Here is a 23,840-nt window from a genome sequence, read left to right as displayed (position 1 = left end):
TTTAAACCATAAAATTTAATCAAATGAAGAAGTATATTTTAAGTTTATTTGTCATTCTATCAGCAATTCAAACCACGGTTGCCTTACAAGAAAACCCAGCTTTGTTTGTTATCGACTTACTAAAATCAAGATCCAGATTAAAGATGGAAAATGGTGAATACGGAGAATGGCGAAAGTGGGAAAAACTGGACAACACCATGGGTATCTATCAAGCACTTAACGGCGATGGGAAGGACGTGATTAAGTTTGTGAACATGAAGAAGAAAGTGCTGTTTAAAACCTATAAATACTCAAAGGTTGATATTGAAGACAAAGATGAAATTCAATCAATGATTTATGAAGGTACGGATAACTACAATGAGCCTGTTAAAGTGGTGGTTTCCTATTATCCATCTAGCGCATCTTTACGTACTGCAAAATGGTTGAAAGTAACGGAAATCTCTAAAAATTACGAAAGAGAATACGAGGCGAAATATTTGTAAGGCTTTATTTTTAAACCTCGTAGGTTTCTAAAACCTACGAGGTTTTTGGGTAGTGTAATAGACTTCGTAAGTCTTGTGTTGCGTAGAAGCAATATGCCAAGTTAGGTTGAAACCTTCGCGCTAGTGGCAGGAATCCGTTATCCATAGGTTGACGGTCTCCCGCTACCGGCAGCACGTCATCAACCTATGGATAATGGCTTCCTCGATCTGAATGGAGTTGTTTACCTTAGGTTGAAAGCCAGAAACTAGATTATAGCATAGATGCTTTGCCAACTGCTGAATGACAAAATGGGTTTGAGTTTATTCAGACTTACGAAGATTTTAAAGCTTCGTAAGTTTTGTTATCGCATTACTCCGCTGTTTTAAAATTGATCAGATAAGCCTTCAATGGAATACCAGCCTCATTTCTAAATCTTTCTGTAACTACACTCTGATAGTGTCTGTTAGGTTCGAGCTTTACTTCATAACTGAAAGATTTTTTATCTTCCGAAAAGCCAAGCACTTTTTGTACCATTAAAACATTTTTTTCGCCCGTTGGCCCATAGTCGAAACCTCTAGAGTTAACATTCATGGGCTGCGAAAAATAAAGGGTTACCGTTTTGGTATTCACATCAACATTTTGGCTGTTATTTTCAAATTCTTTGATGCCAATTACCTGTGGCCTAGATTTTTCGAATGCCTCTTTGTAAACAGCCAAAGGTTTTGCGAAATACTTAGATTTTTCTACAAAAGCAATTAAGTCTTCTTCTTTATTATAGTCCAGTTCGATCATTTCCTTAATCGCTGCTTTTTTATTCTTCGAAAGGTTATAGAATTTCTCACAAATGGCATAACCTACGTAATAACCTAAATCACGCATTTTAAATTCGTTGTTAGGACTGTTATATAGCCAGTTGGCAACTGAGCTCGAAAACATTTCCTTTTCAAATGCCACTTTTATTTTTGCATCATTAGCCTTCCCAAATGCTATTTGAGGATTGGGAGAGGCCACTTTTAAGGATTTTTCGGCCAACAGCTCAGCAACGCCTTCTATTACTACCTGAGTTAGGAGCGTATTGCCAATAGTGGTTTTTTGCTGGGTATGTACATATTCATGGGTATTGGTGAAAACTAAGCCATCAATGGGTCTGGTTTTAAAAAAGCCAGGTAAGTGTGGAAAACCTTTTTGAAGTTCTTCGGTGTTTGTTTTTTCGTCCGTCATCGAAATCTCGGCACCAATCAATACTTTGTCTTCAAGTGTAGTTCCGCCAGTGCGCAAAGCACCAATACTAAAGTAAATGGTAGCTGGTTTTAATTCAGGATAAAGCTCCTTTAGTAATATCACTGCTTTTTCGATCTCCTTGGCATAATCATCGGCCTTTAAGGTGTTATTTCTAACTGATGCCCAAAACTGGGGATAGTTTTTAATGGCATTTACAAAACCTTGTGCATTGTAATTTCTCACTTGCATGAGCGCCTTTAAGCCTGGGGTTCCTTTTTGAATATAGTGCTGGTTGATTAAATCAACTTGCTTAGCGCTATCGGTCGTCAATTTAATTTGGTCGTAGGCTTGCCAAAAGTTTTTAATGTCTGTAGTAACAATACGTTGTTGTGCAAAAGATGTACTGAAATAAGCCAAAAAACAGGCGATAAGGATGTTTTTTTTCATTGTAGTAAAGAGAATGGTAGTAGTATAAAGGTTTACGTTACTAAACTACTAATTTTTACTCCTCGTAAGAATTATATCCCTATATTAAACCAATTTTTAAACTAAAACATGAAGAGATTTTTTATTGCAGCACTAATTGCATTGCCTAGTTTTGCTTTTTCGCAAACGGCACAACATTTAAAAGCTAGCGAACAATTTGCAGAGGCTTCTGGTGTGAAAGCAAGTTTTGATGGCGTCGTAGACGCAATGTTAGGCACTCAAATTAGTGCTGTCCCTGAGCAGTATCGGGAAAAGTTTAAGCAGGTAATGACGGCATTTATGGGTAAATATTTTACTTATGAAGTGCTTAAACCCCGTATTTTGAAAATGTACACCGATGAATTTACGGAAGCTGAATTGAATGAGCTTACTAAATTTTATTCGTCACCAACAGGAAAGAAATATGCCAGCAAAATGACCAGTTTAACGGAAAAAGGTATGGATATGGGGCGTAAGGTGATTGAAGAGCATAAGCCAGAACTCGAAAGCATGATGAAAGAAGCATTTAAACAATAACAAAACAAATAGCATTAAAAAAAGCCATTATCACTAATGGCTTTTTTTGGTTTACTCGTCTATTTTTTTGCCTTTCATCGCCTGTCCTATGGCGGTATCCATTACCCTTTCCGCAAATGGGCGAGTAAATTCGTTGAGCTCATCTGTTTTCTTCAAAATTAAATCTTTTTCGCCGCTATTTAAGGCATCATTTACCTGTTGGATATAGGTTTGGGTATCTGCAATCTCGGTTTCTGTAAGTAAGGCTTTGTTTTTTTCGATAAAACGTTCGGCCGTATAAACCAATTGTTCCCCTTCGCTACGTGCTTCAATCAGCATACGTTGGGCTACATCGCTTTGCGCATTGGTAATGCTGTCGATCAACATTTTTTCTACAGTTTCGTCGCTAAGACCATAGCTAGGTTTAACCTCGATTTCCTGTTTTACGCCCGAACGTAATTCAATAGCTTGTACGGTTAAAATACCATCAGCATTCAGCAGGAAATTAATATCTACTTTAGGCAGGCCAGCAGGCATGGCAGGAATACCTTTTAAATCAAACTCAGCCAGTTTACGGTTTTCTTTCACTAAATCACGTTCACCTTGATAAATGGAGATTTTCATGTTCACTTGTCCATCTATAGAAGTGGTGTATTGGCGACCAGCTTTAGTAGGAACTTTGCTATTTCTGGCAATAATGACATCCATTAAACCGCCCATGGTTTCAATACCTAGCGATAAAGGGGTAACATCTAGCAATAAAATATCAGAACGATTTCCCGCTAAAATATCTGCCTGTACAGCTGCACCTAAGGCTACTACTTCATCAGGGTTGATGTTGTCGTGAGCTGTTTTTCCAAAGAACTCACTTACCGCTTTTTTCACATATGGCGTACGTGTAGAACCGCCAACCAAAACCACTTCGTCAATATCTGCAATGCTCAATGATGCATCATTCAACGCAAGTTGACAAGCCTCAATGGTTTCTTGCACTTTGGCTGCAATTAAGCTTTCAAAAGTTTGTTTATCGAGCGTGCACCAAATGTCACCTAATTTTTCGTTATAAAGATTTTGGGTAGTCAGTGCTTTCTTGGCCGCTTCTGCTTGCAAACGTAAACTTTGTGTGAATACGTTGTCTTTTGCAACTGCTGCTGCATCAAGTTGGTTTTTCTCTACCCAATAATTGAAGATGGCGCGGTCAAAGTCATCGCCACCTAAAAAAGTATTCCCGTTGGTGCTCAACACTTCAAAAATGCCATTTTGGATTTGAAGGATAGAAACATCGAAAGTACCACCACCTAAATCATAAACTGCAATGGTTTTTTGTTGCGAAGGATCTAAACCCAAACCATAAGCTAAACTGGCGGCTGTTGGTTCGTTTACAATACGTAGCACATCAAGACCTGCTAACTTTCCCGCATCGCGGGTGGCTTGTCGTTGGCTATCGTTAAAATACGCAGGTACGGTAATTACCGCACGGTTTACTGGTGTTTTTAAAGCATGCTCGGCACGGGCTTTCAATTCTTTTAAAATCTCAGCCGACAGCTCAATAGGGGTATAGAATTTATCGCCTGCTTTAATTTTTACTAAAGCATCGGTATCATCATCAATTACTTTGTAACTAAAAATATCACTATGTTCAGCAACGTCCTTGTAAGAGCGGCCTAATAATCGTTTTACGGAAAAAATGGTGTTGGTTGGATCGGTTGTTAAATAAGCTTTGGCCTCATTACCAACTTCGGCATCGCCTTGCTCGTTAAAGTGAATCACAGAAGGTACCAATACGCCTTTGCCCGCATCGTTAATCACCTGTGGATTTTTTTCTGGATTGATAAATGCGACCAAACTATTGGTGGTGCCTAAATCAATGCCTACAATAATTTCTTCTTGTTGTAATGAACCTGTTGCCAGGTTGATGGATATTTTTGCCATGCGGCAAATTTACGATAATGTTGTAAGCTTTGGGGATTGGAATGTTTGAATGTTGTAAAAAGGTTGGTTATGTTTAAGCTCTGATTAGAAAGTAAGATCGTTAGTGCTCTATGTATTCAATAGTGACCACATCGTCGAAGCTACTGATTTTTCTATATTGTGTATTCGCAGGAAATTCTTTGCTGGTCTCAATCACGATGGTTGAATTATCTTTCCACCAAGCTTTAATCATCGGGTTGATGCCACTTGTGCCATAAACTGGACCATTAGCTGTTGGGAAATCGACTGAAACATAGGTTGCCGCATGATGTTTATCTGCCCATTGAGTGGTGCGCACTTTACGTTTGCCATCTGGAGAAATTTGTACTTCTTCTTCGAAATGCTTTGGCTTAGGGCCTGTCGATTCTGTTATGGTTACTTCTTCTGTGTTGTCATCAAGTTTTTTAACAACTTTTTTGATGACTGTTACATTGGGTGTCTTTGAGATTGATTGATCGTTAGCATGTTTAACAATAAGATCTTCAAGTTTTTTAACTTTTTCCTCCTCATTTAAAATTTGCTTGTACAATTCTAAGGCATTGGAAACATCGTTGAGGTCTTTTTGGTTACTGATTTTGCCTTGTGTAATAATGACTTCAGTACGTTTTCGCAAATCATCGAAAATATCAACCTCATATCCAGTCTTTTCTTTGATATAAGTAGAGAAGTTTAGGTCGACTTTGTGGAGTAGACCTTTGGTGAGGCTAATCAGTCTTTTTTGAAGTCTATCCAACCGACGTTGCTCGAAATTTTTCTCCGTTTGTATTTTTTGCTCGTGATAATACTCCGCTACAGAATCGATACCATCAAAAATAAAACTTCGTTCTAAACTTTCCTTTAAATAATCTATAGTGGCTAATACAATAGTATGATATTTCTCTAAATCGAGTTGTTTTTGTTCGTTGACCATGCTGAGATGACGTTAGATGTTATAATTTAGTTAATTTAAGCATAAAACCACAATTTTAGACAGACTGCTTACTGATTTCCTATTTCACTTTCCACTATTTGATATTCTCCAAAAGTGCCATCCCATTTTTCTTTGTAGGTGGAAAACTCAATATGCTCAACCATTCCTGCGGTAACATCAACCACATAGCTTAAACCTTCTTTAAGCGCTGGTATCATGATCTTTTCGCCATTGCTAAATAGACTATTGATCATTTCTGGTTCTTCGTTAAAATCAACATAGGAAAAATACACGTACAAGCTAAAACCAGAAATTTGTCTTTTGGAAACCTTTAGGTGAGGAAGGTGTGATCTTAACGACGGATATTTTTCGACTAAACCATTCAATAAGGTGGTTTCTAATTCATTGATTTCTTCCATATTTTGACGAGTATGCTTGTTTACTTATTCTTTTCTTCGATCCACAGCGACATATACTTTGTGCTTTGCAAGGTATGATGTTTCAATACTTCCCCCAAGAAATTCTGTTGTCGATGCGCTGTGAGATTTCCCTCTAGATGGGCGATTTGTTTTAGAAATGGTACTTCAAACTTGCTTTTAGCATATAGTTGGTTGATGATTTGAATGCCGTTCTGTTGTGCTTTTTCCCAAAGGATTTGATCGTTGTAAAGCGCTGCAGTTTCATCAACAAGTTGTTCTAAATTGTCACTGATAATGCCCGCCCAATCTAAACCATTAGCCATTCCCTCTGCACCAACACTGCTGGTGGCAATGGGTGTTCCTGTTTGCATGGCATCTACAAATTTACCTTTGGCGCCTGCTCCAAAAAGTAGGGGAGCAAGCAATATGCGATGTTGGACAATGGTTGTTCTGGCATTTTCAGCTCTGCCATGTACTAGGAATTTCTCTCTTGGGTTATGAAGTTGTGTTACTTTTTCTGAAGCATAAGCCCCATAGATATGTAGGGAAGCTTCAGGTAGCTTTTTTCGCAATAGCGGCCAAACCATTGTTTTTAAATATTGCAGGGTTTGCCAGTTGGGATCATGCAAATAGTTTCCAATAAAAACCAAGTCTTTTCTCTCTTCAAAAGTGTTCCAGTTTGAAATAGCAGTAATTTCTTCTTCTAAAAAAGGTAGGTAGTAAAGGATTTGCGAATTGATCTTGAACGTTTCCAAAACCTCCATTTCCGCTTGAGAAATGATTAAAGACAAATCGCAACGTAAAATAGCGGCCAGTTCTCGCTTCGTTACGTCGTTATATAAATCAATTTGTGCAAGGCTTTTTTTGTTTTTAAGAGCTGTTTGTCGAGCCTGTCGTAAAAAATGCAAGTCTTCCGTATCCAAAATCCTCAGCGCATTCGGACATTTTTCCTGCACTCGCCAGCCATATTGTTCCTCGATCATGAACCTGTCGAAAGCCACCAAATTAGGATTTAAAGCAGCGAGCCAAGTATCAAAGGAGCTATCGTTAAGTTTAATGTCGTGATTGATAATGCCTAAATTTTCCAAATCAAAGCTAAACTCGCTTTTGGAAGCGGCCGAGGCAAAATGTACTTCATCGCCATTGGCTAAAAATAATTGTACCAACTGTACTATTCTGGTACCTGCTGCAGAAGACGTGGGCTCTGGCCAAACCAAGCCAATGAACAAAACTTTTCTAGTCGCCATGTTTTACAAAGGTGCATTTAATCGGCCACAGATACACAGATGTTTTAAATATTATCTATCTATAGAGATTGCTTCGCCAAGCTCGCAATAGCGAAAAATGATTGTTAATGAAAAGATTAAAATAGTTTCAAAAACAAAAATCTGTGCATCTGTGGCTATTTTCTTAATTTTGCAGCCATGCTAGGACTTAAACTACTCACCGATCCGCGTTGGGCCAATATTGCCGAATCTAACTTAGAAGAAATCTTGACCGATCATGCTTGGTGTGAGCAAAAAGCAGCCAGTAATGCCATTACGTTAATTACGCAAAACTCGGAGCATCAGGATTTGGTGGATGAACTAACGGCCATTGCTTTAGAGGAATTGGAACACTTTCAAATGGTGATCAACATCATTAAGGAGCGTGGTTACACCTTGGGCCGCGAGCGCAAGGATGATTATGTAGGACGATTGGTAAAGTTCAGCAAAAAAGACGGTAGCCGTAACCAAGCGTTTATTGACAGGTTATTGTTTGCCGCCATGATTGAAGCCCGTAGTTGCGAACGTTTCAGGGTCTTGTCGCAAAATATTAAAGATGAAGCATTGGCCAAATTCTACCATGAGTTGATGGTTTCTGAAGCGACACATTACACTACTTTCCTAAACTTTGCACGCAAGTACACTATTGATGTTGACGTGGATAAACGTTGGAAAGAATGGCTGGAATTTGAAGGAAACCTCATCAAAAGCTACGGTAATAAAGAAGCGATACACGGATAACCAGTTTTCAGTTTACAATTCTCAGTTAGCATTATTTATTTGCACGTAGAACTGAAAACTGTCAATTGAGAGCCGCCAATTCTTTTTCATGGTAATTCACTAACCAAAGTACAATATCCTGGTAGCTGTTAATTCCTTTTTGTTGGTTGTTAAGCTTTAGGATTTTATCGAAGGTTTTGCCTATGTAAACCGACATAGAGCCGTTGTATTTTGCCCAAAACTCTCTTTCCTGCTTAAAATTATCCATCACCTGCTGCGGTATCTGGGTAATGAGGGTATTGTAATCCTCAGGGTATTTCATCCTGATTTCGAACAGCAAATACCTTAGCATGTTATAATAAGCAGCGTATTGAAATTGGATATCTTCGCTATGAATGGCCGCCAAATAACCCACCAAATTAGCTTCATCTTCACGGGCGACACCCACTTGATGTGCCATTTCGTGGCAAACTACAAAAGGCAAAACAAATTTGGGAAGCTTGGTATTAATATTGGCTTCGCCAGATAAAGGGTTGTAATAACCTTCTATACCCAATTTACTCGTCAACCAGCCACTAACTACTGGTTTAACCGCATCGTATTTGTATTCGAACAAGGGTTGTCTCACCGCCAATTTGTTATAACTAACGGCTGCATGGTCCTGTAGTTCTGCTATGTTATAATTAGCTGTAGTGTCGCCAATTGCTTTGCCTAGCTTCTCTAATTTGTCGATAAACAAACTGCTCAACTGCAAAAGCTGCTCTTTTTGGTAAGGCTTTTTACTAATTTGAAGTTGTTCGTTAATTTGGGGACGAGCATAATTTAAGCCCCACAAAACCTTGAAAGAAATATAGATGATGAGCAAAAAGTTCAAGCCCCTTAAGGCAAAAAATAGATAGGCATCCTTATCTTTTTTTGTTTTGCTGAGGAAGGTTACTATCTCTTTAATGACGTAAATAATCAGCAAAGTATAAAGCAAATCGCCAATGGCAAAAGGGAAAAACGAAGCAATGGAACGCTGTGTCATCGAAATTACAGGATAGATGAGCTCGCTGTAATAGTTTTCAATTACTTTAGGATAAAGTCCTAAAACAAAAATGATAAGTGTGAGTGCTAACAGGACAAAAGTCGTGTTGCGTATATGCTTAACAGCTGTCAATTTAAATCAGGAATTATCTGTTAAACGTTAAGCGCTGTCCCGTTTCACTGGTCATAAACTTTCCTTTTTGGTAAGCCAAGTTTCCAGAAACAAAAGTGTGGGTAATGCTGGCACCAAAAGTTTGTCCCTCAAAAGGCGACCATCCACATTTATATAAGGAATTTAATTTGGTTACTTTGAAAGGATCGTTTAAATCAACCAAAACCAAATCAGCCCAATATCCTTCTCTTACAAAACCACGCTCACTTAAGTTAAAACAAGTAGCCACGTTGTGCGAAGCTTTTTCTACGATCTTTTCTAAGGAGATTTTACCTTGCAAGTGCATTTCTAACAATGCAGGTAGGGCATGTTGTACCAAAGGACCGCCAGAAGGGGCCTGTAAATAAGCTTGGTTCTTTTCTTCAATGGTGTGAGGCGCATGGTCGGTAGCAATCACATCAATATGATTATCCAACAAGCCTTGCAAAATGCCAGCCTGGTCGGCTGCGGTTTTTACAGCAGGATTCCATTTAATGAAATTACCCTTCGTTGCATAATCTGTATCGTTAAACCAAAGGTGATGTACACAAGCTTCGGCGGTAATTTTCTTTTCTGCTAAAGGTAGCGTGTTGTCAAATAAACCCACTTCCATAGCGGTAGAAATGTGCAGAATATGCAAACGAGTTTGGTAACGTTTAGCAAGCTCTACTGCTAATGAAGATGATTTGTAACAAGCCTCAGCACTTCTAATGAGTGGGTGCATGTCAATCGTGATATCATCTCCATATTTCTCTTTATAAGCGGCTAAGTTATGGCGGATGGTCGCTTCATCTTCGCAATGTGTAGCTACCAACATAGGCGCTTTGCTAAAAATATTTTCTAAGGTTTTTTCGTTGTCAACCAACATATTTCCTGTTGATGAACCCATGAATACCTTCACACCACAAACATTTTTCGGGTCGGTTTTAAGCACTTCTTCAATGTTATCATTGCTGGCTCCCATATAAAAAGAATAGTTAGCCAGTGAAGTATGCTGGGCAATGGCATATTTGTCTGCCAAAAGTTCTTGAGTTAAAGTATTGGGTACCGTATTGGGCATTTCCATGAAAGAGGTAATCCCACCAGCCACAGCAGCCATACTTTCAGTAAAAATATCAGCTTTATGGGTTAAACCAGGTTCACGAAAGTGCACTTGGTCGTCAATCATACCTGGTAGCAAGTGTAAACCTTCTGCATTGATTTCTATATCAGCCGAAACGTTAATGTTCGAATCAATTTTCTCAATTCTTCCGTTTTTTATTAAAAGATCTGAAGTGAAGATGTTACCCTCGTTTACAATGCTGGCTGCTTTAATCAAGATTGTGTTCATGCTTCAAAGGTAATAGATAAAGTCGGAAGTCGGAAGTTGAAAGTCTGAAGAAAAGTCGTTTTTCGATTGTTGAATGGTTGTAAGTTTATATCTATCCTTCCTAACTTCTATCGTCGAACGTCGGACTTCTGACTAATAATCGTAAATTTGCAGCTATGCCAAAAAAATTCGATGAGTTTAAACTCAACAGACAGCTATTGAACGCAGTTGAAGAAGCGGGCTTTGTAGAAGCAACTCCGATACAAGAAAAAGCCATAGGCCCAGTTTTGTCTGGTCAGGATTTGTTTGGTATTGCACAAACAGGAACGGGAAAAACAGCTGCTTATGTGTTGCCTATGCTCATGAAGCTGAAATATGCGCAGGGCGAAAATCCAAGAGCTTTAATTTTAGTGCCAACCCGCGAACTGGCTTTACAGATAGAGGAACAAGTAAAACTGTTTTCAACCTATACAGATCTTAGAACCGTAGTGATTTTTGGAGGGATTGGTCCTAAAACCCAAAAGGAGCAAATTGCAAAAGGGCTGGATATTTTGGTAGCTACCCCTGGTCGTTTTTTAGATCTTTACCTCGCTGGCGACATTAATACCAGAAGTCTACAGTTTTTAGTGTTGGATGAAGCTGACAAAATGATGGACATGGGCTTTATCGGCTCTATCCACCGTATTTTGGAAGTAGTGCCTCGTAAGCGACAAAACTTGCTTTTCTCTGCTACCATGAGCGATTTGGTTCAGAAAATAGCAGGAGATTTCTTGAAAAATCCGTTAACCATAGAAGTTGCGGCACAAGCGACTCCAGCGCAAACGGTTACACAAATATTGTATGCTGTACCTAATTTCAAAACCAAAATTAACCTGCTACAGCATTTGCTCAAAAACGATGCGGAATTTAAAAGACTCATCATTTTTTGTAAAACAAAAACAGTAGCCGATAACATTACCAACTTCATTTCAAGAAGGTTTGGGGAAGAAGCGGTAAGGGTAATTCATGCCAATAAGGGGCAAAATACACGTATCAACTCCATCAATAGCTTTAAAGAGGGAAATATTAGGGCTTTAGTTGCTACGGATGTGGCCTCTAGGGGTATTGATGTAAGTGAAGTAAGCCACGTGATCAACTTTGACGTACCTATTGTCATCGAAGATTACGTACATCGTATTGGTAGAACAGGTAGGGCATTTAATGAAGGAACGGCCATTACCTTTTACAACGAAGCCGAAAAATACTATATCAATAAAATTGAAAAACTCATTAGACAGCAAATTACAGAAAAGCCTTTGCCAACAGAGGTATTTGTAGAAGAAACCCCATATGAGGAAAGACAATCCATAGCAAGGGAAATTGATGCCCAAAAGAGGAAAGAAAATCCCGATTTCAAAGGGGCGTTCCACGAAAAGAAGAATCAGTTTAGCAATAACCCTAAAAAAAGTTCGAAGAAAATTAGCAGACCAAAACGTAGATAACTTTGAGAGTAAGACTAACCCCATTAAACATTGTATCAGCTTTGAGTATTATGGCTGTGGTGAGCCTAATCATTAATAAACGCTGGCTTTTGGTGCCCGCTAATGATGAGTTTAAGGGAGTTTTTATAGCCTTAGGCTTGATGGTTTTCTTCGTGTCCCTTTTAAGCGATCAAATTTTTAGAAAATTTATACCAAGTTTGGCAAGACTTTGGCTAATACAACTTGTGCTTGTAGTCTTAACTGCCATATTCGTCTTGGTTTTAAAAATAAGTGTTTTCGGATAACGAACATTATAGAGAATAGAAAGACAAAGAAATGAAAAAAGCAGAAATAAAGATTACCGTAGAGTTAGATGAGAAAAATGTTCCCGAAAATATCCTTTGGGAATCTACAGACTCGGAGAACAAAGACCAAATGGTGGCAAAATCAATGATGTTGGCACTTTGGGACCATAACTATAAAAACTCAATGAGAATAGATTTATGGACTAAAGATATGCCAGTTGATGAGATGAAGCGTTTCTTTTATGAAACTTTACAAACCATGGGTGATAGTTTTTTAAGAGCTACAGGCGAAAAAAACATTGTTGAAGACCTAAGGGACTATTGTGCACATTTTGCAGACAAAATGGGCATCAATACCAAAGGTTAAGCCCAAATAAAACCTGTAAAGTTTGATAAAAATTATGAGTCTGCCTGCGTCGAAGAAGTTATTTGTCAACTTTATGGTTAAGTTGTTACTTATCCTCGTGATCATAGGCGGGGGTATTTCCCTGTTTTCTTATAACAAGGAAAACACAGCTTATTTTAAACAAAAGCAACATGTCGTAGATCAGTTGGTATCACTTAGCGGTGTACTGCAAAGTGCTAATTATGCCTATGTAAATCTGCTCAATGCCGATTCGGCCCAGGCGGATAGCTTGAGTACTCACGTTACTACTCTGTCAAAAGAAAAGGAAGTGCTGGAAGTATTGTCCCAAGACGCCGAATCAAATAACAGAGCGGAAGCTAATGCCGTATTAAGTAGTTTAGAAACAGAAATCCGTTTTTATAGTAGCCAATTGGCGCAAACGGGTAATGTTTTAGGAGAAACTAGCGAAGTGGCAGGAGCAACAAATCCCCTGTTAAATAGCCTGATTAAAAAAGAAAGAGATGAGTTAAAAACACGGATTGCACAAAATGATGGCTTTTATGCAAACTTGGGTTTTTTGGTAGTTAGCGTAGGGATTTTGGTCATGATTATGATCATCATCCTTTATTTCCGTTCTCAAAAGTCGTTGCAAAAGCAAATGGCGCACGCTAAGGAAATTCATAATGCTAAGCTTGCTGCCCAATCTGCAAATAATGCCAAATCAGAATACTTGGCGATGATTAGCCATGAAATCAGGACACCAATGAATGGCGTATTGGGCATGTCGAATTTGTTGATGGAGGGTTCCTTAAACGAAGAACAAAAAGAATATGCCAAAACTATTCACAATAGTGCCGAGTCATTGTTACGCATTGTAAATGATGTGTTGGACTTCTCCAGGATAGAATCAGGAAAAGTACAATTGGATAAAACCACTACAGATATCCGTGAACTTATTGCCCAAACATTTGCCATTCTTCCCAAAAAAACTTCTGAACAATTAAAGATCGACTACTGGATAGACGAGAGCGTGCCTCAATTTGTTTACATCGATCAGATACGTCTAAAGCAAGTGTTACTTAATTTTTTGGGCAACGCAGTGAAATTTACGTCACAAGGTAATATTACTTTGGAATGTAAGGTGATTGACAAGGATGAAAACGGCTTTATACGTTTAGGTTTTATTGTTAGAGATACTGGTATTGGTATTGCCGAAGATCGAATCAAGTTTCTTTTTAAACCTTTTGTGCAGGTAGATCATACCACTGTTAGAAAGTATGGTGGCACAGGTTTGGGACTTAATATTGCCTATAACCTTATTTCTATGATGGAAGGTAAGGTGAAAGTAGACAGCATTGTAGGAAAAGGTTCTATTTTTACTTTCTTTATCGTTACTAAAGAAATGAGTGGCGGACAAAAGCCTAAATCAGCTGTAGGTGTGCCATCTGCATTGGATGTAGCACTTTCTACCTTATATCCGTTAAATATCCTAGTAGTTGATGATAATGAAATCAACCTCATGCTCATCACCAAAACATTGAGCAAGCTGGGCTACGAGTGTAAAAAAGCCTCCAATGGACAATTAGCGGTAGAACTGGTGAAGCAAAACGAGTTTGACCTGATTTTTATGGACATGCAAATGCCTATTATGGATGGTACGGTAGCTACTACCGAAATCAGAAAGTATTATCGTGTTTACGAATATCCAGTAGTGATAGCACTTACTGCCAATGCTCTTGGCGATGGTAAGGATAAATGTTTGGAAGCTGGCATGCAGGATTTCATTGCCAAACCATTTAAACCTGCCGAAATAGAGGAGGTCATTAGAAAATGGGCACCAAAAATTGTTAAATACAAAGACAAAACCCAATCTATTTTTTTAAGTTAGCAGCTTAAATCATTGATATGCTAATTGTAAATAAACCAATAGCCCTTTTAGGGTTAATTATACTGTTTGCTGCGGCTTTTTGCCCTATGTTACAAGTGAAAATTCTTTTCAATTTGGTCACTTGGGGATTGTATAAAACAGATCCCCGTCTCTTTTTAATTACCTATGCAATTGTTGCCATAGCGGCATTATGTTTTTTTGTAAGACAACTTAAAGCTTACCGATTGCTCACTAGGGTATTATTTATTTGGATCTTGCTCATGGCCGCTGCCGTATATTTTAAGTCAACTCATTACTTTAACCTTAAGTTTGCTGATAACCTTTTGGGCAAGACTATTCATTTCCAATGGGGATGGATTCTTTTAGCAATAGGTTCGGTACTTTTACTTTTTAGTGTCAAAAAAGAAGTACTGAAGCCATAAAATACTTTATATTTGTGTTATAATGAAATGGTTACTTACCATATGGGCTGTTTATTTGTTGGCGCTTGCTTCGTTGCCTTGTAGCGATGCGAGCAACCAATGTAAAGATAATGGCCCTAAAGTAGAAACCGTTAAGGCGCATAGCCACGAGAAAGACAAGGACGATAACTGTGCTCCTTTTTGTTATTGCAGTTGCTGCAGCGTAAGCTTTGCCTCTTTTGATTTTAAACTCTTAGAAGTTACGCAGCCTAAAGTGGCCTTTGCTGAAAAGAAAGTCACTTTGCGTAACCATCAATTAGTTTCCAACTACTACGGAAACATTTGGAACCCGCCCAAACTTACCGCTTAATTTTTTTAGATAACCTATGCTTTGGTTGATTTGACCTAGGCAAGGCTGTTGGCTTTGTACATTCATAAAACGCGAACGGTCTGTCTGTGGCCATAAGCTGCCGCATATTCTCTTTTTGGTGCTTACCTCATCAAATCTCAAAGAGCATTTAAGGTTATCCATTGCCGCTATTTGATAGCGGCTTGTCCATACTTTAAAAAAATTAAACGACATTACCGTGTTAGACAATATTATAAAATTTAGCATAAAGAACAAGCTTGTTATTGGCGCAATGACTTCGTTACTAGTGATATGGGGAGTTTGGAGCGCCACCAAATTGCCTATTGATGCTGTGCCCGATATTACCAATAATCAGGTGCAAATCATTACCGTTTGCCCCACTTTGGCTGGGCAGGAGGTAGAGCAGTTGGTGACCTTTCCCATAGAGCAAAGTATTGCCAATGTTCCCAATTTAGAAGAAACCCGAAGTATATCGAGGTTTGGACTCTCTGTGATTACCGTGGTATTCAAGGATGACGTGGATATTTATTTCGCACGACAGCTTATCAACGAAAAATTGAAAGAGGCAGAGGAAAATATTCCCAAAGGTATTGGTACGCCCGAGCTTGCACCAGTAAGTACAGGATTAGGCGAAGTATATCAGTACATCATCCACCCTAAAAAAGGAAGTGAGAAAAAATATGATGCCAAAGCCCTGCGCACCATGCAAGATTGGATTGTGGCCCGCCAGCTTTATGGTACACCAGGCATCGCCGAAGTGAATAGTTTTGGTGGAGAACTCAAACAATACGAGGTCGCTGTTAATCCTAACCGTTTACGGGCAATGGGGGTGAGCGTTTCGGAAGTTTTTACTGCCCTTGAAAAAAATAACCAAAATACGGGCGGAGCGTATATTGATAAAAAACCGAATGCTTATTTCATTAGGGGGATAGGTTTGGTCACTTCGTTGGAAGATGTAAAGAACATCAGCGTTAAAAACGAAACAGGCAGCGTTCCAATCTTTATCAAGGATGTGGCCGAAGTACGCTTTGGAAATGCCATCAGGTATGGGGCCATGACCTATAATGGCGAGATTGATGCCGTGGGTGGTGTGGTGATGATGCTGAAGGGTGAAAACAGTAACGAAGTGGTAAAGCGCATTAAGGAAAAATTGCCCATCATCCAAAAATCTTTACCAGATGATATTGTGATCGAACCTTATTTAGATCGTACGGATTTAGTTGGAAGAGCTATTAACACTGTGGAGAAGAACCTGATAGAAGGTGCCCTGATTGTGATTTTTGTGCTGGTGCTGTTTTTGGGTAATTTAAGGGCAGGCCTTATTGTTGCTTCCGCCATTCCGCTCTCCATGTTGTTTGCCTTGGGGCTAATGAACGTGTTTGGCGTAAGTGCTAACCTGATGAGTTTGGGAGCCATCGATTTTGGATTGATTGTAGATGGAGCGGTGATTATTGTGGAAGCCACCTTGCACCATTTGGGACTTCGAAAATCGGTAAATAAGCTTAGCCAACAAGAAATGGATCAAGAGGTCTTCGAATCTGCCTCTAAAATTCGTAGCAGTGCCGCATTTGGTGAAATCATTATCCTTATCGTGTATATCCCTATCCTTACTTTGGTAGGTATTGAAGGAAAAATGTTTCGCCCTATGGCACAAACCGTAAGCTTTGCCATTTTTGGTGCGTTAATCTTATCGCTTACCTACATTCCCATGATGTGTGCTTTATTCCTTTCTAAAAAAGCCTCACATAAAGCAACCTTCTCCGATAGGATGATGAGCTGGCTGCAAAACAGATATACGCCATTGCTAAAAAAAGCCATGAGGATCAAATATTGGCTCATTGGGGTTACGGTAGCTGTTTTTGCGTTTTGTCTTTTTCTATTTAAAAACATGGGTGGCGAGTTTATTCCCCAATTACAAGAAGGTGATTTTGCTTTTCACTGTATTTTGCCACAGGGAAGTTCATTGAGCCAAAGTATTGAAACCTCTATGCAAGCTTCAAGAATCATCAAGCAATTTGACGAGGTGAAAATGGTGGTGGGCAAAACGGGAGCTGCGGAAGTACCTACTGACCCTATGCCTCCAGAAGCTACAGATTTGATGATTTTGTTAAAGCCAAAGAAAGAGTGGAAAAGCGATAGGAGTTACGAGGAATTGGCTGATGCCATCAATGAAAAGCTGGAAGCCATACCAGGGGTGTTTTTTGAAAAGAACCAGCCCATACAAATGCGATTTAACGAACTGATGACGGGTGTTAGGCAAGATGTAGCCGTGAAAATATTTGGCGAAAACCTAGATACCCTCGCTGTTTATGCCGATCAGGCAAGCAAAGTGATACAGGGTGTAAACGGTGCTACATCGCCTCAAGTAGAACGTGTAAGTGGTTTGCCGCAAATAAATGTGACCTACGACCGTACACGAATTGCCAATTATGGGCTAAACGTTCAAGATGTAAATGATGTGCTGAGTACAGCCTTTGCTGGGAAAAGTGCAGGGGTAGTATTTGAGAACGAAAGACGTTTTGATCTAGTCGTACGTTTGGACAGCACTCATCGTGGTAGTATCGAAGATGTAAGCAACCTCATGATGGCTACGGCAACTGGGAATCAAATTCCTTTATCGCAAGTAGCTACCGTTGAGTACAAATTAGGGCCTGCCCAAATTAGTAGAGAAGCTGGAAAGCGAAGAATTGTCATCGGTTTCAACGTATCGGGCAGAGATGTACAAAGCGTAGTGGAAGACATCCAACAAAAGCTTAATCAGCAAGTGAAATTGCCAACAGGTTATTATTTCACCTATGGAGGTCAGTTTGAAAATCTCCAGGAAGCCAGTAACAGGTTGATGATTGCCGTGCCAATTTCGCTATTGCTCATTTTCGTGCTGCTTTATTTTACTTTCCGTTCGTTTAAGCAAGCAGCCCTGATATTTACCGCCATCCCGATGAGTGCCATTGGGGGTGTATTTGCGCTAATGCTGCGTGGAATGCCTTTCAGTATCAGCGCAGGTATTGGTTTTATCGCTCTTTTTGGGGTAGCGGTACTTAACGGCATTGTAATGATTGGCACTTTTAACCAATTACAGAAAGAAGGCTGGAAAAATATGCTCGACAGGGTACTGGAGGGAACTAAAATCCGTTTACGTCCCGTACTCATGACTGCTACTGTAGCAAGTTTGGGCTTTTTGCCGATGGCATTGAGCACCAGTGCAGGTGCCGAAGTGCAGAAGCCTTTAGCTACCGTGGTAATAGGTGGTTTAATTACAGCTACCTTTCTTACCCTATTTGTATTGCCTTTGCTTTATATGATTTTTAATCGTAATACAAAGGATACCGAACCCTACGCTACACCACATCAGAAATAGATTGAATCATGAAAAATATTTTAAGAAATAATATAGGAAGCCAGTTTTTTAGCACAATGTCTATTGCCTGCTTCCTGTTTGTATTTAGCTTAAGTGCTATTGCTCAAAGTAAAAAACAGCTAAATATTGATCAAGCCATACAAATGTCGATAGATAATAATTTGGTGGTTAAAGCGGGAGATTTGGAGGTTAAAGCCAGTCAGTCTTTAAAAAAGACAGCGGGAGAACTGCCCAAGCTTGATTTAAATGCGCAGCTGGGGCAATACAATAGCACCCAGTTCGATCAGTCGTACCAAGTATCCCAAACCATTCCTTTTCCAACGTTATTTGGAGCGAGGAAGCAATTGATTAATGCTGAAATAAAAGGCAAGCAGCTACAAAAGAAACTTACCGTGTTGGAACTCAAAAACCAAGTGCGTAGCTACTACTATCAAATCCTGTACTTGCAGCACAACCACCAACAACTAAGGCAATTGGATAGTCTTTATAGTGATTTTATAAAGATTGCCCAATTGAGGTATAAAACTGGGGACACTAAAAAGGTAGACGTAAGTACGGCACAAGCCAAACAAGGTGAAATTAATCTCCTATTAAAGCAAAATGAAGTATATCTGGCCAATGCCTATAGCAGTTTAGCTGCATTGTTAAATACTAAGGAGGATTTTGAATTAGCCAGCCAAAGTGCGTTTGCTCCATTACAGATTAATAACCTGTTGGATAGTACTGCGGTAGCCAATCATCCTGCAGTGCAATCCTTTTATCAGGATGCACTGATTGCTGCCCAGAGTAAAAAGGTAGAAAGGTCGCAAACCCTACCTGATATTACCTTGGGTTACGTAAACCAATCTTTAATAGGTTTTCAAAATGTAAACGGTACGGAGAAATACTTTAACGGAAGTAACAGATTTAACTCAGTAAACATAGGTTTAGCCATCCCTTTAACTTTTGGTGCAAATAAGGCGAGAGTTCGTTCATTAGACTATAAGCAACAGGCGGCAGAGGCAAACGCGCAACAGCAGCAGCGGAACCTAATGGCACAAATGCAAAATGCACTGCTACAATATCAGCAAGACATGAGGCAGTATCAATATTTTGTGAAAGATGCCTTACCGAATGCTAAAGAGATCCTTTCGGCGGCGCAGTTGGGTTATAAAACGGGCGAGTCAAGCTATTTAGAATATCTTTATGCCCTACAAACGGCTACCGATATCCAGCTGAACTACCTCAAAAGTATTCAGCAAGTCAACCAATCTGTCATTAACATCTATTCCATCATTAATCAATAACGAATCACCATGAAATTCGAAATCAATAGAAACAAAATTTGGTTTGCCCTAGCAGCTTTATCCATTTTTACCGCTTGCAATAGTGATAAACAAACGGATAGCTCAAATAAGGAAAACACGGAGGTGTCCAAACCAGCAGCAGCTCATGAAGAGGAAAGTGGAAGTATTGCCACGCTTACCCAAGAGCAAATAGAAACCGTTGGGGTCAAATGGGCACCCATTGAACGGAAGGAGCTCACGGCTACCATTAGGGCCAATGGGATGTTGAGTGTGCCCAACAATAATAAAGCAAATGCTACTTCTTTGTATGGTGGAGTAGTTAAATCGCTTAACGTTCAAATTGGTGATTATGTGAGAAAAGGCCAAGTGATTGCTTCGATTACTAATCCGCAGTTCATACAATTGCAGGAAGAGTATTTAACTGTGGGCAGCAGGATTGTTTTGGCCGAGCAGGAACTGCAACGTCAAAAAACATTGAACCAAGGGAATGCTGGTGCAGGTAAAAACCTAGAGAATGCCACCACAGAACTAAATACCTTGCGTACGCGTAGGGCATCGTTACACCAACAGCTCACTTTGATGGGTATCAACCCAAGTTCGGTAAGTAATGCTAACCTTAAATCGGCTTTGGTGGTGGCTAGTCCCTTGAGTGGTACGGTAAGCAATGTTTTTGCCAAGATAGGCAGCTATGTGGATGTTTCATCGCCAGTGATAGAAGTAGTGGATAACAGTTCGCTGCATTTAGATTTGCAGGTGTTTGAAAAGGATTTGCCACAGGTGAAAGTAGGGCAGACCATTCATTTCACGCTTACCAATAATCCTACTACCGAATATGATGCCACAGTGTTTAGCATAGGCTCTTCATTTGAGAATGATAGCAAAACCATTGCCGTGCATTGTAAGGTAAATGGAAACAAACAGGGCCTTATTGATGGAATGAACATCACGGGAATTGTGAGCCTTAATAATGTAATGACACCTGCCGTACCTAATGACGCCATTGTTGCGGCTGATGGAAAGTACTACGTGTTTTTACAAACGAACAAAGAAGGTGAAAAACATGAGGAGGAGAAAGGCCACATCCATGACGAAAAAGAGGAAAAGTCTAAAAAAGATAATAAGCCCAATTTGAATTTTGAAAGGGTAGAGGTGTTTAAAGGTGTATCTGATATGGGATATACGGCGGTAACTTTCTTGAACGAAATTCCCAAAAACAGTATGATTGTGGTAAAAGGAGCCTTTTTTGTGAATGCTAAGTTAAGCAATGCGGGCGGGCATGAGCATTAGAGGGGCTAGGGACTAGGGATTAGGAACTAGGGATTAGAAGCTAGTAGGATAGGGTAAAAGGTGATGGTAGTTTTATATACTGTCGCCTTTTGCTCGTTACTCATTACCAAACACCCAAAAAACTAACCAACTAAACATCCAACAAATAACCATACAGCTTCTCCGTAGGAAGTCCCATCACATTCGTATAGGAACCTTCTAGGCGTTGTACCACAGTGAGGCCAAACCAATCTTGAATGCCATAGCTACCTGCTTTATCAAAAGGTTGGTAATTGTCAATGTAATAGTTGATTTCTTCGTTGTTCAGCTCTCGACAAAACACAGTGGTCTTGTCATAAAATGAAGTAATATGACCTTGATGGTTAATGCTGACCCCTGTGTAAACCTCATGGTTATTGCCCGATAGTTTGGCAAGCATTTCTTGTGCTTCGGCATGGTCCTTAGGTTTGCCCAATATCTCTCCGTTAATGGCAACAATAGTATCAGCGGTAATCACAATATGGTTAGCGTCACCAATAAATGCTTTCGCTTTCTTTTCTGCAATGTAAACTGCAATTTCTGGAGCGCTCAAAGTGTCAGGATAGCTTTCATCAACATCTTTTAATTCGACAGAAAAATCTAAGCCCATTAAACGTAGAAGTTCTTGTCTTCGGGGCGATTTGGATACTAATATAATTGGTGCAGTAAGTTGAAGCATATGTTATGACTATGGTCCAAATTTAGAAATAAAAACGCAAGTCATTGCTCTTAAATTCAGATTTTGAGCATTGGTATCACTAAATGTCATTATACAACAAAAGCGGCAAAGTGCCGCTTTTGTTGTATGTTTTGGTTGGTTGAATTAGTTTCCGCCTTGGCGTTCTTTCATTCTTTTTTCCATTTCAGCTTTTTGCTCGTCTAGCATTGCTTTATAGGTTTTCTTTTGCTCGTCATTTAAAACTGAACTTACTTTGGTTTCAAGGTCAGCTCTCATTTTCTGCATTTTTTCCATCATGGCTTGTCTGTCGCCACCTGCTTCTTCACGTAGCTTTTTTTGTGCTTCACCTTGTTCGGTAAAAATGGTAGTCAATTTTGCTTTTTGGTCATCAGAAAGCTTAAGTTTTTCATCTAACTGTTTTACTCTAGCTTCTGGGTTAGCACCCATACGACCTCCAGGGCCGCCTGGACGACCACCTTCTTGTTGTGCTTGTGCAAATGCTACCATACCAAATAATAGCCCGCAAATCATCATCAATTTTTTCATGTGTTTAGAATTATTGTTTTTGTTTCTCTTCTTTGGAGCACAAAAGCATGGATAGGTTTAATCTGTTTGAAAGATAATTCTGTTAAAAAGTGTTAAGTCCAATAGATCTATCACATCTTGATAGATCTATTGGACTTAATTATCGTTAATGATGTTATCGGCAATGAAAGATAAATCGTAATTATTTACTGGCTTCTGCTGCGGAAGGTATACTCCCGTGCCAGTTATGCTGCACTTTAAGTACTTTTTCAATCACATCCCTAACAGCGGCCTCGCCACCTTTTCGGGGAGAAATATAATGACTGATGGCTTTAATTTCTTCAACAGCATCAGATGGACAAGTGGCAATACCCACGAGCTTCATCACTTCCCAATCAGGAATGTCGTCGCCCATGTAAAGTACTTGCTCAGGGTTAATACCTTTTTGTTGAAGGTAATTGTTGAAAATCTCTACTTTATCGCTAACGCCCAAAAAAACATCGGCAACGCCCAAACTCTCAAAACGCTTGTGCATGGCTACACCTTTACCCCCCGAAATGACACAAATATGGTAACCTTTTTTGGCTGCCAATTGTAGTGCATAACCATCCTTAATGTTAAAGGAACGAAGCAGCTCGCCACTCTCGGTAGCAATCACCGTCCCGTTGGTTAATACACCATCTACGTCAAAAACGAAAGTGGTGATGTTTTTAAGGTTTTCTAACATCGTTAAGTTACGTGCTTTCAGTTACGGTTTTTAGTCGGTAAGTCCCAATTAATAGCTACTAACTACTTTCCACTAGTTATTGATTATCTCTCCACTCGTATACCCAAGCAGACTGAATTTGCTCTAAGTGACCTTCGTTGCATTCTTCTCTGGTGCCTGCAAAATTAGGTAATTCTAAAACCCACTCAATCAATTCCGTAAACCTGATTCTGTAGATTTTTGGCTCATCAAAGGCATCCCCAAATTTTTCGTAAAGCTCAAGCGCAATATCCTCGTGATCTTTCCAGTAAATAGGGAGTGCAAATTTATCGTTGTTCATATTGTTGTTGTAATGTTTGTGTTGGTTAACTGTTGATTTGTTTAATCGGTTAACTGATATCTGGCCACTGTTAACTGAAAACTGTCTAATGTCCTAAAAAGCCTGATTGATCTGGAATCGTGACTTCAATATCGCCATCCAACACGATGCATTGGCAGGCTAACCTTGAGGTGATTTTTGGTCTTACCGCACGGTCAACAAAATCTTCCTCTTTTTCGGATATTTCTTGAATGTTATCCATGCCTTTAGTCACATAAATATGGCAAGTACTGCAACCACAAACACCACCGCAATTATGCTGTAGCTTAATGCCATTGTCCAATACTACGTCTAATACATCTTCACCAGCAGCAATAGGGAGTTCAACAGGTTCTTTTCCCTCTTCTTCGAAATTTATCTTTAGTTTGAAAATACTCATAATACAATGCAAAAGTAA

General features: G+C 39.4%; 23 protein-coding genes. 11 read left to right on the top strand and 12 right to left on the bottom strand.

Annotation, left to right across the window (positions count from 1 at the left end; translation table 11 throughout):
• Window positions 1-23 precede the first annotated feature (23 nt).
• Window positions 24-482: a hypothetical protein gene (locus tag DUT70_RS17645; protein ID WP_113648687.1), complete on the top strand. Its 459-nt coding sequence runs from the start codon at window positions 24-26 to the stop codon at window positions 480-482.
• Window positions 483-831: 349 nt separating this feature from the next.
• Here DUT70_RS17645 and DUT70_RS17640 read toward each other — a convergent pair whose 3' ends face one another.
• Complete coding sequence (locus tag DUT70_RS17640; RefSeq protein ID WP_113648686.1) at window positions 832-2,130, bottom strand: hypothetical protein; 1,299 nt, start codon at window positions 2,128-2,130, stop codon at window positions 832-834.
• A 108-nt stretch (window positions 2,131-2,238) separates the two neighbouring features.
• On the opposite strand from DUT70_RS17640, the gene DUT70_RS17635 reads away from it, so the two are divergent.
• Window positions 2,239-2,685 carry a DUF2059 domain-containing protein gene (locus tag DUT70_RS17635; protein WP_113648685.1) on the top strand — a complete coding sequence of 149 codons (447 nt, stop codon included), beginning with the start codon at window positions 2,239-2,241 and terminating at the stop codon, window positions 2,683-2,685.
• A gap of 51 nt (window positions 2,686-2,736) precedes the next feature.
• Here DUT70_RS17635 and hscA read toward each other — a convergent pair whose 3' ends face one another.
• The 4 genes from hscA to DUT70_RS17615 form a co-directional block, all read right to left on the bottom strand.
• Window positions 2,737-4,596 carry a Fe-S protein assembly chaperone HscA gene (gene hscA, locus DUT70_RS17630; RefSeq protein ID WP_113648684.1) on the bottom strand — a complete coding sequence of 620 codons (1,860 nt, stop codon included), beginning with the start codon at window positions 4,594-4,596 and terminating at the stop codon, window positions 2,737-2,739.
• Window positions 4,597-4,696: 100 nt separating this feature from the next.
• A complete protein-coding gene (locus DUT70_RS17625; RefSeq protein ID WP_113648683.1) occupies window positions 4,697-5,545 on the bottom strand; it encodes a hypothetical protein in 849 nt (282 codons plus the stop codon).
• 68 nt (window positions 5,546-5,613) lie between these two features.
• Window positions 5,614-5,964, bottom strand: a complete 351-nt coding sequence (locus DUT70_RS17620; protein ID WP_113648682.1) for a hypothetical protein — start codon at window positions 5,962-5,964, stop codon at window positions 5,614-5,616.
• Window positions 5,965-5,984: 20 nt separating this feature from the next.
• On the bottom strand, window positions 5,985-7,211 hold the full coding sequence (locus DUT70_RS17615) for a glycosyltransferase (protein WP_113648681.1): 1,227 nt from the start codon (window positions 7,209-7,211) through the stop codon (window positions 5,985-5,987).
• A gap of 177 nt (window positions 7,212-7,388) precedes the next feature.
• Between DUT70_RS17615 and miaE the strand changes: the two genes are divergently transcribed.
• Entirely contained in the window at window positions 7,389-7,970 is a 582-nt protein-coding gene (gene miaE / locus DUT70_RS17610) for a tRNA-(ms[2]io[6]A)-hydroxylase (protein WP_113648680.1), read from the top strand.
• A 61-nt stretch (window positions 7,971-8,031) separates the two neighbouring features.
• On the opposite strand, the gene DUT70_RS17605 is transcribed toward miaE, so the two are convergent.
• A complete protein-coding gene (locus DUT70_RS17605; RefSeq protein ID WP_113648679.1) occupies window positions 8,032-9,108 on the bottom strand; it encodes a DUF3810 domain-containing protein in 1,077 nt (358 codons plus the stop codon).
• A 13-nt stretch (window positions 9,109-9,121) separates the two neighbouring features.
• Complete coding sequence (locus DUT70_RS17600) at window positions 9,122-10,456, bottom strand: dihydroorotase (RefSeq protein WP_113648678.1); 1,335 nt, start codon at window positions 10,454-10,456, stop codon at window positions 9,122-9,124.
• A 155-nt stretch (window positions 10,457-10,611) separates the two neighbouring features.
• Here DUT70_RS17600 and DUT70_RS17595 point away from each other — a divergent pair, with 155 nt between their 5' ends.
• From DUT70_RS17595 to DUT70_RS17555, 8 genes are all read left to right on the top strand, one after another.
• Entirely contained in the window at window positions 10,612-11,916 is a 1,305-nt protein-coding gene (locus tag DUT70_RS17595; RefSeq protein WP_113648677.1) for a DEAD/DEAH box helicase, read from the top strand.
• A 315-nt stretch (window positions 11,917-12,231) separates the two neighbouring features.
• Window positions 12,232-12,567 (top strand): gliding motility protein GldC, encoded by a 336-nt coding sequence (gene gldC, locus DUT70_RS17585; protein WP_113648675.1) that lies wholly within the window; start codon window positions 12,232-12,234, stop codon window positions 12,565-12,567.
• Between the two features lie 73 nt (window positions 12,568-12,640).
• Window positions 12,641-14,434, top strand: a complete 1,794-nt coding sequence (locus DUT70_RS17580) for a response regulator (protein ID WP_162926658.1) — start codon at window positions 12,641-12,643, stop codon at window positions 14,432-14,434.
• Between the two features lie 17 nt (window positions 14,435-14,451).
• Entirely contained in the window at window positions 14,452-14,856 is a 405-nt protein-coding gene (locus tag DUT70_RS17575; protein ID WP_113648673.1) for a hypothetical protein, read from the top strand.
• 22 nt (window positions 14,857-14,878) lie between these two features.
• On the top strand, window positions 14,879-15,205 hold the full coding sequence (locus DUT70_RS17570; RefSeq protein ID WP_113648672.1) for a DUF6660 family protein: 327 nt from the start codon (window positions 14,879-14,881) through the stop codon (window positions 15,203-15,205).
• A 217-nt stretch (window positions 15,206-15,422) separates the two neighbouring features.
• Window positions 15,423-18,563, top strand: coding sequence for a CusA/CzcA family heavy metal efflux RND transporter (locus tag DUT70_RS17565; protein ID WP_205529833.1), 3,141 nt, complete (start codon window positions 15,423-15,425; stop codon window positions 18,561-18,563).
• Between the two features lie 8 nt (window positions 18,564-18,571).
• Window positions 18,572-19,849, top strand: coding sequence for a TolC family protein (locus DUT70_RS21355; protein WP_113648671.1), 1,278 nt, complete (start codon window positions 18,572-18,574; stop codon window positions 19,847-19,849).
• A 9-nt stretch (window positions 19,850-19,858) separates the two neighbouring features.
• On the top strand, window positions 19,859-21,136 hold the full coding sequence (locus DUT70_RS17555) for an efflux RND transporter periplasmic adaptor subunit (protein ID WP_113648670.1): 1,278 nt from the start codon (window positions 19,859-19,861) through the stop codon (window positions 21,134-21,136).
• 130 nt (window positions 21,137-21,266) lie between these two features.
• On the opposite strand, the gene DUT70_RS17550 is transcribed toward DUT70_RS17555, so the two are convergent.
• From DUT70_RS17550 to DUT70_RS17530, 5 genes are all read right to left on the bottom strand, one after another.
• A complete protein-coding gene (locus tag DUT70_RS17550; protein ID WP_113648669.1) occupies window positions 21,267-21,833 on the bottom strand; it encodes a Maf family protein in 567 nt (188 codons plus the stop codon).
• A 144-nt stretch (window positions 21,834-21,977) separates the two neighbouring features.
• Window positions 21,978-22,379 (bottom strand): hypothetical protein, encoded by a 402-nt coding sequence (locus tag DUT70_RS17545; protein ID WP_113648668.1) that lies wholly within the window; start codon window positions 22,377-22,379, stop codon window positions 21,978-21,980.
• Window positions 22,380-22,560: 181 nt separating this feature from the next.
• A complete protein-coding gene (locus DUT70_RS17540; RefSeq protein WP_113648667.1) occupies window positions 22,561-23,085 on the bottom strand; it encodes a KdsC family phosphatase in 525 nt (174 codons plus the stop codon).
• A 76-nt stretch (window positions 23,086-23,161) separates the two neighbouring features.
• Window positions 23,162-23,404 carry a Fe-S cluster assembly protein IscX gene (gene iscX, locus DUT70_RS17535; RefSeq protein ID WP_113648666.1) on the bottom strand — a complete coding sequence of 81 codons (243 nt, stop codon included), beginning with the start codon at window positions 23,402-23,404 and terminating at the stop codon, window positions 23,162-23,164.
• An 85-nt stretch (window positions 23,405-23,489) separates the two neighbouring features.
• Window positions 23,490-23,822, bottom strand: coding sequence for a 2Fe-2S iron-sulfur cluster-binding protein (locus DUT70_RS17530; RefSeq protein ID WP_113648665.1), 333 nt, complete (start codon window positions 23,820-23,822; stop codon window positions 23,490-23,492).
• Between the last annotated feature and the right edge of the window lie 18 nt (window positions 23,823-23,840).

The organism is Pedobacter chitinilyticus (assembly GCF_003313385.1).
GTDB lineage: Bacteria > Bacteroidota > Bacteroidia > Sphingobacteriales > Sphingobacteriaceae > Pedobacter > Pedobacter chitinilyticus.
Note: the sequence above shows the minus strand (reverse complement) of the source record. Positions and strands in the feature narration are given on the sequence as shown.